The 16181-nt window shown below is 68.8% G+C and carries 15 protein-coding genes; 3 read left to right on the top strand and 12 right to left on the bottom strand.

From position 1 onward, the window contains the following. Positions 1-12: 12 nt before the first annotated feature. The 11 genes from AB8P05_RS18520 to AB8P05_RS18470 all read right to left on the bottom strand — a co-directional run bounded on the left by AB8P05_RS18520 (position 13) and on the right by AB8P05_RS18470 (position 11437). The gene (locus AB8P05_RS18520; RefSeq protein WP_472759716.1) at positions 13-1290 is read right to left on the bottom strand and encodes an FAD-binding oxidoreductase; all 1278 of its coding nucleotides are present in this window, start codon (positions 1288-1290) and stop codon (positions 13-15) included. Positions 1291-1448: 158 nt separating this feature from the next. Next, entirely contained in the window at positions 1449-2156 is a 708-nt protein-coding gene (locus AB8P05_RS18515) for an ABC transporter ATP-binding protein (RefSeq protein ID WP_149224188.1), read from the bottom strand. Further along, on the bottom strand, positions 2149-2934 hold the full coding sequence (locus tag AB8P05_RS18510; RefSeq protein ID WP_472759715.1) for an ABC transporter ATP-binding protein: 786 nt from the start codon (positions 2932-2934) through the stop codon (positions 2149-2151). The genes AB8P05_RS18515 and AB8P05_RS18510 overlap by 8 nt, the downstream gene beginning before the upstream one ends. Continuing rightward, positions 2931-3935, bottom strand: a complete 1005-nt coding sequence (locus AB8P05_RS18505; RefSeq protein ID WP_472759714.1) for a branched-chain amino acid ABC transporter permease — start codon at positions 3933-3935, stop codon at positions 2931-2933. The genes AB8P05_RS18510 and AB8P05_RS18505 overlap by 4 nt, the downstream gene beginning before the upstream one ends. After that, the gene (locus AB8P05_RS18500) at positions 3932-4810 is read right to left on the bottom strand and encodes a branched-chain amino acid ABC transporter permease (protein WP_472759713.1); all 879 of its coding nucleotides are present in this window, start codon (positions 4808-4810) and stop codon (positions 3932-3934) included. The genes AB8P05_RS18505 and AB8P05_RS18500 overlap by 4 nt, the downstream gene beginning before the upstream one ends. A gap of 204 nt (positions 4811-5014) precedes the next feature. After that, a complete protein-coding gene (locus tag AB8P05_RS18495) occupies positions 5015-6154 on the bottom strand; it encodes an ABC transporter substrate-binding protein (protein ID WP_472759712.1) in 1140 nt (379 codons plus the stop codon). A 90-nt stretch (positions 6155-6244) separates the two neighbouring features. Next, positions 6245-7105, bottom strand: a complete 861-nt coding sequence (locus AB8P05_RS18490; RefSeq protein WP_472759711.1) for an isocitrate lyase/PEP mutase family protein — start codon at positions 7103-7105, stop codon at positions 6245-6247. Further along, positions 7089-7637: a 3-isopropylmalate dehydratase small subunit gene (locus tag AB8P05_RS18485; RefSeq protein ID WP_472759710.1), complete on the bottom strand. Its 549-nt coding sequence runs from the start codon at positions 7635-7637 to the stop codon at positions 7089-7091. Before AB8P05_RS18485 ends, AB8P05_RS18490 begins: the two co-directional genes overlap by 17 nt. An 8-nt stretch (positions 7638-7645) precedes the next feature. Next, positions 7646-8902, bottom strand: coding sequence for a 3-isopropylmalate dehydratase large subunit (locus tag AB8P05_RS18480; RefSeq protein ID WP_472759709.1), 1257 nt, complete (start codon positions 8900-8902; stop codon positions 7646-7648). Positions 8903-8928: 26 nt separating this feature from the next. Further along, a complete protein-coding gene (locus AB8P05_RS18475) occupies positions 8929-10518 on the bottom strand; it encodes an FAD-binding oxidoreductase (protein ID WP_472759708.1) in 1590 nt (529 codons plus the stop codon). Between the two features lie 22 nt (positions 10519-10540). Next, complete coding sequence (locus tag AB8P05_RS18470) at positions 10541-11437, bottom strand: MBL fold metallo-hydrolase (protein ID WP_455173873.1); 897 nt, start codon at positions 11435-11437, stop codon at positions 10541-10543. Positions 11438-11819: 382 nt separating this feature from the next. Here AB8P05_RS18470 and AB8P05_RS18465 point away from each other — a divergent pair, with 382 nt between their 5' ends. Further along, positions 11820-12740 carry an IclR family transcriptional regulator gene (locus AB8P05_RS18465; RefSeq protein WP_472759707.1) on the top strand — a complete coding sequence of 307 codons (921 nt, stop codon included), beginning with the start codon at positions 11820-11822 and terminating at the stop codon, positions 12738-12740. Here AB8P05_RS18465 and AB8P05_RS18460 read toward each other — a convergent pair. Beyond that, complete coding sequence (locus tag AB8P05_RS18460) at positions 12686-13861, bottom strand: alpha/beta fold hydrolase (RefSeq protein WP_472760130.1); 1176 nt, start codon at positions 13859-13861, stop codon at positions 12686-12688. The genes AB8P05_RS18465 and AB8P05_RS18460 overlap by 55 nt on opposite strands. Before the next feature lie 230 nt (positions 13862-14091). On the opposite strand from AB8P05_RS18460, the gene AB8P05_RS18455 reads away from it, so the two are divergent. Continuing rightward, positions 14092-14286, top strand: a complete 195-nt coding sequence (locus AB8P05_RS18455) for a hypothetical protein (RefSeq protein ID WP_472759706.1) — start codon at positions 14092-14094, stop codon at positions 14284-14286. 285 nt (positions 14287-14571) lie between these two features. Then, positions 14572-16179 (top strand): class I adenylate-forming enzyme family protein, encoded by a 1608-nt coding sequence (locus AB8P05_RS18450; protein ID WP_472759705.1) that lies wholly within the window; start codon positions 14572-14574, stop codon positions 16177-16179. Positions 16180-16181 lie beyond the last annotated feature (2 nt).

Genomic DNA, 16181 nt, shown 5'->3' with positions numbered 1-16181 from the left:
TACCGTCCTGGATTAGGGTTCGTCGGTGGCGACGACCTTGCCCGGGTTCATGATGCCCTGCGGGTCGAACAGCCGCTTGATGCCGCGCATCAACGCCATCTCCGCCGGTCCCTTGAAGGCGGCGAGCGCGTCGCGCACGCTCTGTCCAATGCCGTGTTCGGCGCTGATCGTGCCGTCGAGCTCGATGGCGACGCGGTGGACGGCAGCGCTGACCGCATGGGCGGTGGCCTCCAGCGGTTGGCGTTCCGTCCTGGCGCTGTCCGGCAGGATGACGACCAGATGGATGTTGCCGTCGCCGATATGGCCGACCGCCACCACGCGGGCATCGGGCCGCAGCGCCTCCACGGCGGCGGTAGCACGGGCGACGAAGTCGGGGATGCGGGCGACCGGCACCGCCGTGTCGTGGCCGATGACGATGCCGCTCTTGCGGTTGGCCTCCGACACGCCATGGCGCAGCTTCCACAGGGACGCCGCCTGGACATGGCTGCGAGCGATGGTCGCGTCGGCGACGCTGCCGTCCTCCAGCCCTTCGGCCAGCAGATCCTCCAGCGCCGTGGCGAGATCCAGGCCGGCCATCGGATCGGTGACTTCGGCCAGCAGATACCAGGGCATGGCGGTGCCGAGCGGGCGGACGGTTCCCGGCACATGGGCCAGCACGGCGGCGAGCTGCGCCTCCGACAGGATTTCCGCGGTGGTCACCCGGTCGCCCAGCGTGCCGCGCAGGCGGGCGAACACCCGCAGAGCGGCCTCCAGCGAGGGCAGGGCGAGGAAGGCCGTGGCGGTGCTGCGCGGGCGCGGGAACAGTTTCAGCGTCGCCGCGGTGACGATGCCGAGCGTCCCTTCGGCACCGATGAAGAGGTGCTTCAGGGCATAGCCGGTGTTGTCCTTGCGCAAGGCGCGCAGGCCGTTCCACACGGTGCCGTCGGGCAGCACCACCTCCAGCCCCAGCACGAGGTCGCGCATCGGGCCGTAGCGCAGGACGGCGGTGCCGCCGGCATTGGTGGCGATGGTGCCGCCGATCTGGCAGCTGCCTTCGCTGCCCAGGCTCATCGGGAACAGCCGGCCGGCCTCTTCGGCGGCGGCCTGCACCGCGGCCAGCGTGCAGCCGGCCTCCACCGTCAGGCTGTCGCCGATGGAATCGACCGCGCGGATGCGGTTCAGACGCGACAGGCAGAGCAAGAGGCTGCGGCCGGAGGCGTCGGGAATGGCGCCGCCGACCACGCCGGTGTTGCCGCCCTGGGGAACCAGCGGCGTGGCGGTGTCGGCACAGAGCCGGACGAGGGCCGCCACCTGTACCGCGTCGGCCGGGCGGACGACGCCCAGCGCCTCCCCGGTAACGGCCGCGCCAGTCCGCCAGGAAGGGCGCGGTGTCGGCCGGGTCCGACAGCACATGCGCCGGCCCGACGATGGCGCGCGCCCGCTCCAGGACATCGCTGACGGCCATGCCCCTACAGCCCCAGATAGGCGGTCTTGATGCGCGGGTCGGCCAGCAGGGTCTGGGCCGCATCCTCCATCACCACCCTGCCGGTCTCCAGCACATAGGCGCGGTCGGCCAGCCGCAGCGCCAGATCGACCCGCTGTTCGACCAGCAGGACGGTGATGCCGGACTTGTGCAGGCTTTTGATCGTGTCGGCCAGCGTGTCGACGATGATCGGTGCCAGACCCAGCGTCGGTTCGTCCAGCATCAGGCATTTCGGGTTGGCCATCAGGCCGCGGCCGAAGGCGACAAGCTGCTGCTGCCCGCCGCTCATGGTGCCGGCCCGCTGGGTGCGGCGTTCGGCCAGGATGGGGAACAGCTCGTAGACCCAGCGCAGCCGCTCGGCGAAGCCCATGCTGCCGGGCCGGCCGCGCAGGGCGCCCAGCTCCAGATGCTCCAGCACCGTCATGTCGGGGAAAAGCTGGCGGCCTTCCGGCACATGGACCAGCCCGCGCTCGATCACCTGGTGCGGGGCCATGCGGTCGATGCGCTCGCCGTCGAAGGTGATGGTTCCGCCGCTCGGCCGCAGCAGGGCGGAGATCGCCTTCAGCGTCGTCGTCTTGCCGGCGCCGTTGGAGCCGACCAGCGTGACCAGTTCCCCCTCCTCCACGGTCAGGGAGACGTTGTGGACCGCCTCGCGGTGGCCGTAGCTGACCTTCAGACCTTCGACCTTAAGCATCGACCGGCTCCCGTCCCAGATACACGCGGATCACTTCAGGGTCGTTCAGCACCTGGGCCGGCGGCCCTTCGGCGATCTTCACCCCATGGTCCAGCACCACCAGCCGGTCGCAGACGCTCGCGACCACGCGCATGTGATGCTCCACCAACAGCACGGTGACGCCGCGGGCGCGGATGCGGCGGATCATCTCCACCAGCCGCTGGCCCTCCTCCGGATTCATGCCGGCGGCGGGCTCGTCGAGCAGGAGAAGGCGCGGTTCGGCGGCCAGCGCGATGGCGATCTCCAGCCGGCGCTGTTCGCCGTAGGACATGCCGTCGGCCAGCGTGTCGGCGCGGTGGTCGAGATCGCAGAAGGCGAGGATCTCCAGCGCCTTGCGCCGAAGCTCCTCCTCCTCCCGGCGGTAGGCGGCGTTGCGCAGGAGCGACGCGCCCCAGCCGGCCCGCGTGGTGCGGTAGGCTGCGCTGCGCACATTGTCGAGCGCGGTCAGGCTGGGGAACAGGCTGGTGATCTGGAAGGTGCGCGACACGCCGCGCTGGCCCATGACGTGCGACGGCGCGCCGGTGCAGTCGGTGCCGTCGAAGCGGACGCTGCCCGACGACGGTGGCAGCGAGCCGCCCAGCATGTTGAACAGCGTCGTCTTGCCGGCACCGTTCGGCCCGATCAGCCCGACCACCTCGCCCGCCTGCACCGACATGGTGACGTCGCGTACCGCGGTCAGCCCGCCGAAGATGCGGGTCAGGTTGCTGACGGACAGGATCTCTTGAGCCCCGGGGTTCATTTCGCACCTCCTTCGGCGCTCGGCAGGCCGGTGGGGGTGGCCGGCCGGGTGTTTTCCGACTTGTGGGCATTGCGCCAGCGCTGCCATAGGCTGACCAGCCCGCCCGGCAGGAAGACGACGGTGCCGGTGAGCAGAGCCGCGAAGATGACCATGCGCAGCGGACCGGCGACGCGCAGCGATTCCAGCAGGCCGATATAGACCAGCGCCCCCAGGATCGGCCCCAGGATGGTGCCGCGCCCGCCGATGATGACGACGATGATGAGGGCGGCGACATTGTGGACGCCCATGATGTCGGGGGTGATGACGCGGATGTAGTGGGCGTAGATGGCACCGCCGATGCCGGCGATGGCGGTGGCGGCGACGAAGCCCAGCAGCTTGGTGTGGAAGACGTTGATGCCGAGCGAGGCGGCGAGCGGCGCATTCTCGCGCACCGCCAGGAAGGCGCGGCCGGTGCGGCTGGTGACCAGCGCATGGCAGAGCCAGGCGGTCGCCAGCACCAGCGCCAGCACGAGATAGTAGGTCGGGCGGGCGCTGTCGAAGGCCAGCGGGCCGATCGCCATCGGCGGGATGTCGGTGATGCCCATCGGGCCGCGTGTCAGGTCCACCCAATGGTTGGTGATGGTGAACAGGATGGCGCCGAAGCCCAGCGTCAGGATGGCGAACTGCGGCCCGACCACCCGCAGGGCGGCATAGCCGATGACCAGCCCGAACGCCGCCGCCACCAGCCCGGCCAGCGGCAGCCCCAGCAGCGGCGGCAGGCCGAACTGCGTGCTGAGGATGGCGGAGGTGTAGGCGCCGACGCCGACGAAGGCGGCATGGCCGAAGGTGAGTTCGCCGAGATAGCCGATGACGATGTTGAGGCTGAGCGCCAGCAGCGCATACAGCATCCACAGCACCAGCAGATGTTCCAGATAGGCGTTGCCGGCCAGGAAGGGCAGGACGGCCAGCGCCGCCACTCCGCCGGCAATCGCCAGGGAATGCCCATGAGAGTTGGTGTTCATCGCAGACCCCGCGCCGTGCTGAACAGGCCGTGGGGGCGCCACAGCAGGACCGCGATGATCATCGCGTAGCCGATCGCCTCCATGAAGCCGAGGGAGATGTAGCCGCCGCCCAGCGATTCGATGACGCCCAGCAGCAGGCCGGCGAACAGGGCACCGGTGACGCTGCCCAGACCGCCCATGATGACGACGATGAAGCCCTTCAGCACCGCCCAGTTGCCGATGGTCGGGAAGATCATCACGGTGGGGCCGACCAGCGCACCCGACAGCGCCGCCAGCCCGCAGGCCAGCGCGAAGGTGTAGGCGTGGACCAGCTTGATGTTGATGCCGGTCAGCGCCGCACCGTTCGGATTCTGCGCCGTCGCCCGCATCATCTTGCCGAAGCGCGAATAGCGGATGAACAGATAGACCGCGATCAGCGCCACCACCGCGGCGGCGAAGACCAGCACGCGCTGCTGGGTCAGCGTCACCGTGCCGATGTCCAGCACCTCGTCGGCGAAGGGGCTCTCGACATATTTCGGATCGGCGCCGAACAGCAGCTCGCCGCCGTTTGCGATCAGCAGGGCGAGGCCCAGGCTGGACAGCAGGATGGTGAATTCATGGTCGCGGCGCAGCGGCCAGAAGATCAGCCGGTTGGCGGCGATGCCGAGCCCCGCCACCACCACCGCCGAGATCGCCGCAGCCGCGATGTAGTCGAGCCCGAGCAGGGTGCCGATGAAATAGGTGATGTAGGCGCCGAGCATATAGAACTCGCCATGGGCGAAGTTCACGATGCGCAGCACCCCGAAGACCAGCGTCAGCCCGGTGGCGATGAGCACATAGGCCATCCCGTTGACCAGGCCGTTCGCGATCTGCTGGGCGAAGACGGTGAAATCCATGTCGATTCTTCCTGTCGGGGGCTCTCCGGGGCGATGTCCCTCTCCCGCCCCGGGAGAGGGAAGGGGCCCGCCGCGAAGCGGTGGGAAGGGTGAGGGGTGTTCCAAGGAACCATGCGGTTCCGGATTCTCGGTCGCCCCCTCACCCTCCCCACTTCGTGGGTCCCCTCCCTCTCCCGGGACGGGAGAGGGTTTTTGACTTCCCCCTCAGTCCCGGACGCTGACGATCTGCTTCTTCTGGACCTGCACCAGATGGATCGACTGGCTCGCCTGGCCCTTGTCGGAGAAGCGCAGGGTCCCCATCACCGTCGGCACTTCCTGCGACTTCAGGGCGGCTGCGATCTTGTCGTAGGCGCGCGGATCGCCGCCGGCGGCATCGACGCCGAAGGCCAGGGTCTGCACCGCCTGGGCGCCGAGGGCGGCGATGAAGGACGGCTCGTTCTTGTAGGACTTGCGGTACTGCTCCAGCCACGGCTTCAGCGACGGGGCGGCGCCGTCCTCGGTGAAGGGCGAGGCGGAATAGACCTGCTCCAGCGAGTTGCCGGACAGCTCCACCAGCTTCGGGTTCATGTTGCCGGCGGACGCGATGACCTTGCCGCGATAGCCGGTCTGCTTGATCTGCCGGTAGATGGTGGCACCCTGCGAGGTGTTGATCGCCGCGACGTAGATCGCGTCGGCGTTCAGCGACTTCAGCTTGGTCAGGGCGGTGGTGAAGTCCGTGTCGGTGCGGTTGTAGAACTCGTGCCCCTTCACCTCGATGCCGCAGCCGGTCAGCAGCTTGGTATAGTTGTCCAGCTCCAGACGGCCCCAATCGTCGTTGACGTTCATGAAGGCGATGGACTTGGGCTTGATGCGCTCGCAGATCGCCTTGGAATAGAACTCCGACATCATCGCCGAGGTGGCGTTCAGGCGGAACAGGTACTTGTGCCCCTCCTCCGTCACCTTCGGGTGCTGCGAGCTGGTCATGACGGTGATGATCTTGTCGCGCGTCACCTCCTTCATCGACAGGGCGACGGCGCTGAACCAGCCGCCGACGATCATGTCGACGTTGTCCTGCTCCATCGCCCGCTTGGCGGCGCTGACGCCGTCCTCGGGGGAGCCCTTGTCGTCGTAGGTCAGCAGTTCCAGCTTGCGGCCGCCGGCAACGCCGCCGTTGGCGTTGATGACCGCGACCATCGCCTGCGCGCCTTCCAGGCCAAGCTGGCCTTCGAAGGCGCCGGTGCCGCTCATCGGGCCGATCAGGGCGATGCGGACCGGGGGCTGCTGCGCCTGGGCGGACGTGCCGGCGACGGGGATGGTCAGGGCCAGGGCCGCCGCGGCGGCAAGGAGAGTGCGCCTACCGAACATGGGGTTCCTCCGTGGATTGGTCGTCTTTTGCTTGGCCGACTTTTGGATCGCCTTTGGGTCCGGCGGGTGGTGCGCGCCGGCAAGGGATGGTCAGGCGGTCTTCAGGTAGCGCTTCTGCAGCTCCTCGATCTGCGGGAAGCCGATGAAGTCGATGAAGTCGTTGTGGCCGGTGACCGGGCGCGGCAGGCCCTTGGTGGAGCGGCGTTCCGCCAGCGCCGCCAGATTCTCCTTCAGCGCCGAGGCGACGGTCATCAGCGGCACCAGCGCGTAGGTCGCCATGCCGGCAACCTCCTCCACCTCGTCCGCCGACAGCGTCTCCAGCCAGCCGAGCAGCTGCAGCGACAGCGGCACGCCGACGGCCTCGCGCATGGCGCGCAGTCCGTCGATGTCCTTGAAGCACTTGCTGATCGGCTGGATCATGTCGGCGCCGGCCGCGACATAGGCGCGCCCGCGTTCCATGGCGGCGGCCGGATCGACCACGTCGGTGCGGGCGATGATCAGCATGTTGGGATCGCGCCGGGCCTCCACCGCCGCCTGGATCTTGGCGACGCCCTCGTCCATCGGGATCACCTCGACCCCGCCGACGCAGATCGGGCAGCGCTTGGGCGCAACCTGATCCTCCATGATGACGGCGGAGACGCCCGACGCCTCGAACTCGCGGATGGTGCGCATCACGTTGATGGCGTTGCCGTATCCGGTGTCGATGTCGGCGATGACCGGAACGTTGACCGCCGACACCACGTTGCGGACCACCGTCAGGTTTTCCGACATGGTGTACAGCTCGGCATCCGGCTGGCCGAGGAAGGAGGCGGAGACGCCGAAGCCCGAGGTCATCAGCGCGTCGAAGCCGGCCGCCTCGATGAAGCGGGCGGACAGGGCGTCATAGGCGCCGGCCGACCAGACGGTCTTCTGCGCCAGCACGCGGTTGCGGAATTCAGAGCCCCGGGACATGCGCATGATCCTTTTGTTCGCGTTGCTGGGCCGCCTGCCGCTTCAGGAAGGGGACGAGGCCGCCGGCCTCGATCATCTCGGCATCCGCCTGCGGCAGCGGCTCGAATGGAATTTCAGTGCCTTGGCTGTGGTTGCGGACCACGCCGGCCGCCCAATCCACCTCGATCTCGTCCCAGCGCCGGACGAAGCCGAGGATCCCGGGGCAGCTCACCTGCGGGAAGCCCATGCTGACCTCGCCGCGCCAATAGCCGGGGGAGAAGGATTCCGAGATCACCCCGGCGATGCCGAGATGGCGCATCGCCTTCATTGGCGGGTAATGCGGGTGGCCGTAGCCGAAATTGTCCGCACCGACCAGCAGGTCGCCCGGCCGCACCGACTTGGCGAAGTCCGGGTCGTAGCTCTGCATGGCGAGCTGCGCCAGCTCGGCCACGTCGGTGATCTTGATGTTCTTGACGCCGACGATCTGGTCAACGTCGAAGTTGATCTCGTCGAAGATGAAGGCGACGCGGCCCCGCATGATCGGCATTGTCATGGCGGCCCTCACAGGTAGGGGCGCGGATCGGCGATCCGGCCCTCAATGGCGGAGGCGGCGACCACCGCGGCGTTGCAGAGGTAGATTTCCGAATCCGGGCTGCCCATCCGGCCGCGAACGTTCAGCGTGCCGGTGGAGACCGCGCGCTGGCCCGCCGTCATCGTCGCGATGCGGCCGAAGCAGTAATCGCAGCTGGGGGAGGAGACGAAGGCCCCGGCCTCCACCAGCGTGGAGACCAACCCTTCGCGCGCCGCCGCCGCCATCAGCTCCTGGCTGGTCGGCACGATGTGGAGAGAGACGCCGGTCTTGACCCGACGGCCTTCCAGCACCTTGGCCGCCGCGCGCAGATCCTCCAGCCGGCCGGACGCGCAGGAGCCGAGATAGCCGGCATTGATCTCCAGCCCGAGGAACTCGGTCAGATCACGCGTGTCGGCCGGGGTCGGCGGGGCGACGACGATGGGCTCCAGGTCCGACAGGTCGATGTCGTGGACGGCCGAATAGTGCGCGTCCGGATCGCTCGACACCGGGTCGAGTTTCTTCCGGGCACGCGGCAGGGCGTAGTCGAGCCGCACCGGATCGGGATTGACGATGGCGGTCAGGGCGCCGGTGAACATCGCCAAACCGGTAATGGTCTGCAGACCCTCCGTCGACATCGCCGCCACCGACGGTCCGCCGAGTTCCAGCACCTGGAAGCGGCAGGAACTCGGCCCCAGCCGGCGCACCAGATGGTGGAAGACGTCGCGCGCCATCACGCCGGGGCGCAAACTGCCGCGCAGGTTCACCCGCACGGTGTCCGGCACGCGGATCGACACGGTGTCGCTGACGAAGGCTTCCATCACATTGCGGCGCAGCCCGATGGCGAGCGTGCCGAAGGTGCCGAGCTGGCTGACATGGCCGTCGAAATGAACAACGAAGGCGCCCGGCGTCGCATAGCCGACCTCCGCCGCCACCTGATGGCCGATGCCGTGGCGTTCGAACAGCGGCACATCGTTCTCCGCGCACCAGTTGCGCGTGTTGATGTGAAGCTCCTCCTCCTTGGCGGTGGCGGTCGGCACCATGTGGTCGATGAAGATGCCGAAGCGTTCCGGCTCGGCCACCCGCTCGATGCCGAAATCCTCCTTCATCGTCTTGAAATAGACGTCGGTGTAGCCGGGGAAGTCGTAGGCCAGCACGAAGTCCGGCTTCGCCTTGATGTCCTGTCCGGCGCGGACCGCGGGCAGCCCCGCCGCGCGTGCCAGGATCTTCTCGGTGATGGTGTAGCCCATGGCGTGGATGTCTCCGCTCCCGTCCGTCAGCGATCGAGGCCGAGGGAGCCGGGATTCATCAGCCCCTGCGGATCGACGGCGCGTTTGACGCCCTCCAGCAGCGACCAGGTTTCGGGTGTCATGATCTCGCGGAACGGATAATCGCGGGCGACCTGCCAGCTGACGCCGCCCAGGCTGCAGTACAGCTCCTGCGTCGCACGGCGCAGTTCGGCCACGGCGTTGCGCGCGGCCGGGTTGGCCGGGCGGTCGCGCCAGGGCTTCACCACCTCGTCGCCCAGGCTGGCGGCGTGCAGCGGCGTGATCTCGTCGTTCCAGTAGAAGGCCGGCTCCAGGAAGAAGTCGTTGCCGACCGTCATGGTCATCACCGAATAGATGATGCCGTGCTGTTCCATGAAGCCGCGCTTCTCCGCGAAGAAGGCGTCGTTGGCGGCGACCACACGGTCGGCGTCGCCCAGCGGGAAGATGGCGTGGATCGGGACCCAGCGCTGGCCCTCGCGCCCCAGCATGCCGCGCACCGGCCCGAAGGGCTTGGAGCGCATGACCTTCGGCACGCTGTTCTCGATCTCCTTGCCGTGGCGGGCGCCGATCTCGCGCACCGTCTGCATGGCTTCGCGCAGCTGGGTTTCGCTGCGTCCCTCCACCACCAGATGGAGGGTGAAGTTGTGGTCCTTGAGGAAGGCGGTGCCGGCGGTGGCGACGCTCAGCGCCTCCTTGGCGCCCTGGAACAGCGACTTGCCGGCCTTCGCCACATTGCCCAGGGTCTTCAGCCCGTCCGACAGCTTGTTGACGCTGGCCGAATGCTCGACCTTCGTGCGGTCGATGCCGAAGCCTTCCGACACGCAGCGCGCCCGCGCCATCTCCACCTGCGCGGCGGCCATCGCCTGCATGGTGGCGAAGCCGAAGGACAGGAAGTCGCTGTGCTCCGGCCGGCGGTGCAGCCGCAGCGTCGCCGCCACCTTGAAGCCCATGGCGCCGTTGTCGCCCAGGAACAGGCCGGTCAGGTCGGGGCCGCCGGAGCGGGTGAAGGGCTTGGTCCCGACGCGCCCGCCCGATCCGGTGGTGACGACGCGCCCGTCGGCCAGAACCACGGTGACGCCCAGCACGCTTTCCGCCACGGTGCCGTGCAGGGCGGAGCCGAAGAAGGCGCTGTTCTGCGACAGGGCGCCGCCGATTGTGGCGTTGATGCCCGACAGCGGCCCCCAATAGCCGGTGCGCAGGCCGGTGCCCTCCAGCGCCTCGTTCAGCGCGGCCCAGGTGCATCCGGTCTCAACCGTCACATAGAGGCTGTCGGTGTTCAGCTCGATGATGCGGTTCAGCCGACGGCTGTCGATGACGACCGAATCCGGCCGCTTGGGCAGATAGCCCTTGGTGTAGGACATGCCGCCGCCGCGCGGCACCACCGCCACGCCGGCGTCATGGGCGGCGCGGATGGCGGCGGCGACCTGATCGCGGTCGCGCGGCAAGGCGATGGCGAGCGGCGGAATGCCCGGCTGCCAGAACACGTCGTTGGCGTAGAAGTCGCGGCTCTTCTGGTCATCCAGCAGGCCGTCGGCGCCGAGTGCGGCGCGCAGGGCGTCAAGCAGGGTGGCCGTGCCTTCGAGGGCGGCGATGCTCATGGAATGTCCCTCTCGGGTAAGGTCAGGCGGCGTCTGTCAGCGGCTCGAACCGGAAATCTTCGCCGGTGCGGCGCACGTAGCCGGTGTGGGGAGCGCCGAAATGGGCAGGGAACACCAGCGCGTTGCGGTCGGCGGCATGGTCCAGCAGCCGGCGGCGGGTCGCCACCGCCTGCTCCTGGTCCTCGCAGAAGCGGCTGTTCCAGTCCGGGCGGCACACCTGCATCGGCTGGTGCAGGCAATCGCCGGTGAAGTAGGCGGCGTGGTGGCCGGACTCCAAGCGGACGAACATCTGCCCCGCGGTGTGGCCGGGCGCCAGTTCAACCGACAGCCCGTCGAGGATGCGGTCGCCGTCCTCAATCAGGTCGACCTGACCGGCCTCCCACACCGGCATGACGCTGTCCTCCATCACCGGGCCATTGCCGGGCATGCCGACCAGACCGCCGTCGGGGCTGCGCCAATGCTTGAATTCCTGCGCGCCGTAGATGTAGCGCGCGTTCGGGAAGGTCGGGACCCAGCGCCCGTCGACCAGCTGGGTGTTCCAGCCGACATGGTCGATGTGCAGGTGGGTGTTGATGACCAGCGTCACATCCTCCGGCCGCACGCCGGCCTCGGCGAGATGGCGCAGATAGGGCTTGTCGAGCATGTGGAAGCGCTCGAAGCCCGGCGTGTGGCGTTCCTTGTGGTTGCCGCAGCCGGTATCGACCAGGATCACATGGCGGTCGGTGCGGATCAGCCAGCTGTGCATGCTCGACATCAGGCGCTTTGATGCCGGGTCGAGGAAGTTCGGTTCGGCCAGATCGGGGTTCCGGGTCAGGATCGCCTCGTCATAGGCGGGAAACAGGAAGCCGGGGTCGAAACCCGGCGTCAGCATTTCCTCGATCCGCGTGACCGTGAACGCACCCAGGGCGATGGTTTGCATTGTCCTCCCCTCGTGCAGGGTGCCGGCGGCCGCTCTCATGAAATCGGAAGAAGGATGTCGGGAGAGTGCGGCGGGCCGGAGCATGGGGCGCCGGCCATCTGCCGGGGCGATGGCGGCGCGCTTGTTCTGTTTGTTCGCTAAGGAAACCATTTGCGCTCCGCAGTGTCAACAGGCAAAAATGGTGTCACTGTTTGACACGAACGGCGGACTGCGTCAGGGATGCGGAAAGGGGTTGCGCAACCTTGCGGGCGCCTTCAATGCTACCGGCGCACTGCACCTGTGACGGGATCAGCGCGACCGCGCCGCCATCCATCGGCTGTGCCGGACACCGGGGCTTCCGCCTGGCATCGGGGCACGCGACATCCATAAGGGGCTTGAACGTATGGACACCGAACAGGACGACAACCAGGGCGCGGAAAAGAACGGTCTCAGCGTTCGCGCCGTGTCGCGCGCTCTGGCCGTGCTGCGCAGCTTCTATCTGGAAGGGCCGACGCTGACCCTGACGGAGGTCGCGAGTGCCGCGAAGCTCGACAAGGGGACGGCGCGGCGCATCCTGCTGACGCTGGTGCAGGACGGCTTCGCCGCCTTCGACGCGCAGAGCCAGAAATACAGCCTGGGGCTTGAGATCCTGAAGCTGGCCGGGGCGGTGCCGGAGCGCCGCGACCTGCGCCAGATCGCCTCCACCATCCTGTCGCGGCTGGCGAAAACCACCGGCAGCACCGTGTTCCTGTCGGTCTATCACGATGGGTCGGCCGTGTGCCTGGACCAGTTCCACAGCGACCGCTCGGTCGAGGTGCGTTGGTGGATCGTCGGCGGGCAGCTGCCGATGAATTGCGGCGCGGCACCGCGCGTGCTGCTGGCCTATCTGCCGGAGGCGGAGGTGGAGCGCGTGCTGGCGCGCGGCACCACCCGCCTCACCCCCCACACCACCACCGATCCCCGCCAACTGGCGAAGGAGCTGGAGGAGGTGCGGGAGCGCGGCTGGTCGATGGCGGTCGATGACGTGATCGAGGGGCTGGCCGCCATCGCCATGCCGCTGTTCGACCCGGACGGGCGGCTGATCGCGGCGGTCAGCCTGACCGGCCTGACCCCCCACATCGTCCGCAACGGCCAGCCCAACTTCCTGGACGACATGCGCGGCGCGGTGCGGGAGATCTCGTCCAACCTCTATTCGCTGTCGGCCCCGCCGCTGCACCGGGCGGCCCGCGCCCAGTCGGTGCTCGGGGGTAAGGACGCCGCTGTGTCATCCTATGCCACGCGGTGCGAATCGGCGGCGGAGTCACCGCGCAGGAAGGCGGCGTAACGGGCGATGGTCGCCTCCACGGCATCCGCCGCTTGGCCGGGATACCAGACGGTGGCCGGGGTCGGCGTGACCTCCGTCCCTGCCGGCGCCAATTGCTTCGCCTCCGCCAACCCTTCCACCAGCATGTCGGCAGGCCCGGCGCAGATCAGCGCCGGCCGGGTCAGGCGCGGAAGGCGGGCGCGGGTGTCATAGTGGAAGGCGGCGCGGTAGGAACGGTCGTAATGCGCGCCGCTCGACAGCAGGCCCATGGTCCAGTCATGCAGCACCGCGGCGTCGGGAACGCCGATGGCGCGGGCGGCGGCGCGTTCCTGCCTGTACCACGGCCAGAACAGGAACATGTCGCGCCGCATGTTCCAGGCCTGGAGCAGATGCAGCCCCCAGCGGTCGGCAACCAGCGGCGGGAAGTAGTTGGTCAGGATGTCGGCGCTGAAGTCGGGCGGGATCAGCACCGGCGCCTCCAGCACCGCGCGGCCGACGCGGTCGGGATGACGGACCGTCAGTTCCAGCGCCACCAGCGCGCCGGTGTGGGTGCCCCACAGGTCGAAGCGGTCGAGGCCGAGCGCATCGGCGACCGCCAGCGCGTCCTCGGCCAACATGCCGATATCGACCGCGCGGTCGGGCTTGTCGGACTCTCCGTTGCCGAGATAGTCGGGGGCGATGACCTCCCATCCCGGCGCCAGCCCGTGCAGCAGCGGCAGCAGCGGCTTCGAGGAGCCGGGAGCCGATTGCAGGGCCAGCAGCGGCCGGCCGCGCCCGGCCCGTCGCAGATGGACACGGCCCTGCGGCGTGTCGGCATAATCGTGCCAGACCCGCAACGGATCGGCGAACGGCTGCGTCGGCGGCAAGGGTTGGGCATCGGGCCGGCTGGACGCCATGGCCGACAGTGTTTCGGCTGCCGCCTCGACATCGCCGATACGAACGACGCCCGCCCGGTCGGTGGCCCCTATCATGGCATCGAGGCACAGGCTCCACAGCGCTTCATAACGGCGCGGCGCTGCCGAGGCGGTGCGCAGCATCGCGTCCAGGGCGGCAGCGTCGGGCAGAGGGGCGCCCTGTGCGGCCGGATGGCGGGGGGCGCGCGGCTCCAGCACATGGGCATCGCGCAGATGCGCCCACAGCACGGCCAAGTGGGTGCCGTCGTCGCGCGGGGCCAGCGGGGCGGGTGTCAGGCCGCGCTCCGCCCAGCCTTCCGCCGCTGCCGTATCGGCCAGCAGGACGGTGTCGGGTTGCCAGCCCGCTTCGAGGCCCTGCAGTGCGACGGCCAGCGGTGCCGCAAGGTCGAAGGCGAGCAGCGGACAGGGGGAAGGCCCAACGCGCTGGCCGCTTCCGCGATGATCGGGCCAAGCCGGCGATGTCCTCCACCCACGCGCCGCTCGACCCGCCTGTTCCCGGCAGATCGAGCGCGGTGACGGTCCAGCCCGGCAGGTCGCGGGCCAACTGGTCGGCGCGGGTGGAGGCGGCGGCGATCAGGCCGGGTAGCACCAGCAGGTCGGGACCGAACCCGCTGCGCCAGACGCGCAACTGCCCCTGTCCGATGGTCACGTAATGGGGTGTCGACATGGATGTCCTCCCGGTCGGCAGGCGGCGATTGCCTGCATTTCCTTGTGCGAAGGGGGTGTCGAGTGCCGCGGGCCGCTTGGGTCCGCCCGTGTCGGGACGGGTGCGGGCATTTTGTTGATGTCGCGGACTGTGCCGCTGTTTGACACTCAGTTCATAGAATGACATAGTCTGACGGAGATCGACAAGGGCAGTGCCGGTTCATGCGCGGAGTTCCGCTGCTGCGGCATTGCCCCGTTCATGAAATCCAACGAAATCGTCAGGGAGGACGGGCATGGCCTGGCCGGAAGGAACGGGCGTTCCCAAACGGCGCGAGCTGCTTTTCGGCACGCGTCTCGTACCATGCTACAGCGAGCGTCCGGCGACCATCGACGCCATGTTCCGCGAGGCCGTGTCCCGCCGGCCCGACGGCGAGGCGCTGGTGGATGGCGAGCGGCGCTACAGCTATGCGCAACTGGACGGGTTGGTGACGCGCGCCGCCGCCGGGCTGATGGCGGGAGGCGCCAAGCCGGGCGCGCGCATGGCCCTGGTGCTGAGCAACCGGGCGGAGTTCCTGATCGCGCTGCTGGCGGCGGCGCGGGCGGGCGTCGTCGCGGTGCCGATCAGCGCGCGCGAACAGCGGCCCGGCATCGCCGGTATCCTGAACGACTGCGGCGCCTCCATCCTGGTCCATGACGCGGCACTCACCGACCGCATGCCCGACGCGGCGGAGGTGCCGTCACTGGCCCTGCGGCTGTCGGCCGGCGGCGCGGTGGAGGGCTGCCGGCCGTTCGAGGATCTGCTGGAGAGTGACGCCGCCCCGCCAAGCCCGATGGCGGAGCAGGGGGAGGAGGACACCGCCGTCATCCTCTACACCTCCGGGACCACGGGGAAGCCGAAGGGCGCGCTGCTGGCCCATGTGAACATCATCCACTCCGCCATGCATTTCGAGGAATGCTGGGACTATCGCGAAGGGGAGCGGGCGGTGCTTGCGGTTCCGGCCTCGCACGTCACCGGGCTGGTCGCGGTGGTGATGGCGATGATCCGGGTCGCCGGCTGCACGGTGATGATGCCGGCCTTCGACGTCGCCGGCTTCCTGGAACTGGCGAGCCGGGAGCGCATGACCACCACCGTGCTGGTCCCGGCGATGTACAATCTCTGCCTGCTGCGCGCCGACTTCAGCCGTTACGATTTGTCGTCCTGGCGGATCGGCGGCTTCGGCGGCGCGCCGATGCCGGAAGCGACGGTGGAGGCGATGGCGGAGCGGCTGCCCGACCTGCATCTGCTGAATGCCTATGGCTCCACCGAATGCGCCACCATCATCAGCGTGGTTCCCATCGGCCACACCCGCGCCTGCCTGGATTCGGTCGGCATGTGCGTGCCCTGCGGCGACCTGCGGATCGTCGACGAGCAGGGCCGTGAATGCCCGCCGGGGGTGAGCGGGGAGGTGTGGATCCGCGGGCCGATGACCATCCGCGGCTATTGGAACCGCGACGACGCCACCCGCGACAGCGTCGTCGACGGCTATTGGCGGTCGGGCGACATCGGGGCGCTGGATGCGCAGGGCTATCTGCGGCTCTACGACCGCAAGAACGACGTCATCAACCGCGGCGGCCACAAGATCTATAGTGTGGAGGTCGAAAACCTTCTGGTCCGCCATGCCGACGTGGTGGAGGCGGCGGTGGTCGCCCATCCCGATCCGGTGCTGGGCGAGAAGATCCACGTCTTCGTCATCTCCAAGTCCGGCAGCCTGACCGAAGAGGACGTGCGCGATTTCTGCCGGGCCAACCTCGCCGACTACAAGGTGCCCGACTATGTGACCCTGTTGGGCGATGCGCTGCCGCGCAATGCCAACGGCAAGGTGACGAAGCGCGTGCTGCGCGATCAGGTCACCGCCGGGTAAGC

The organism is Azospirillum sp. VT-I1 (genome assembly GCF_055698305.1).
This window is presented reverse-complemented; position numbering and strand designations above follow the sequence as displayed.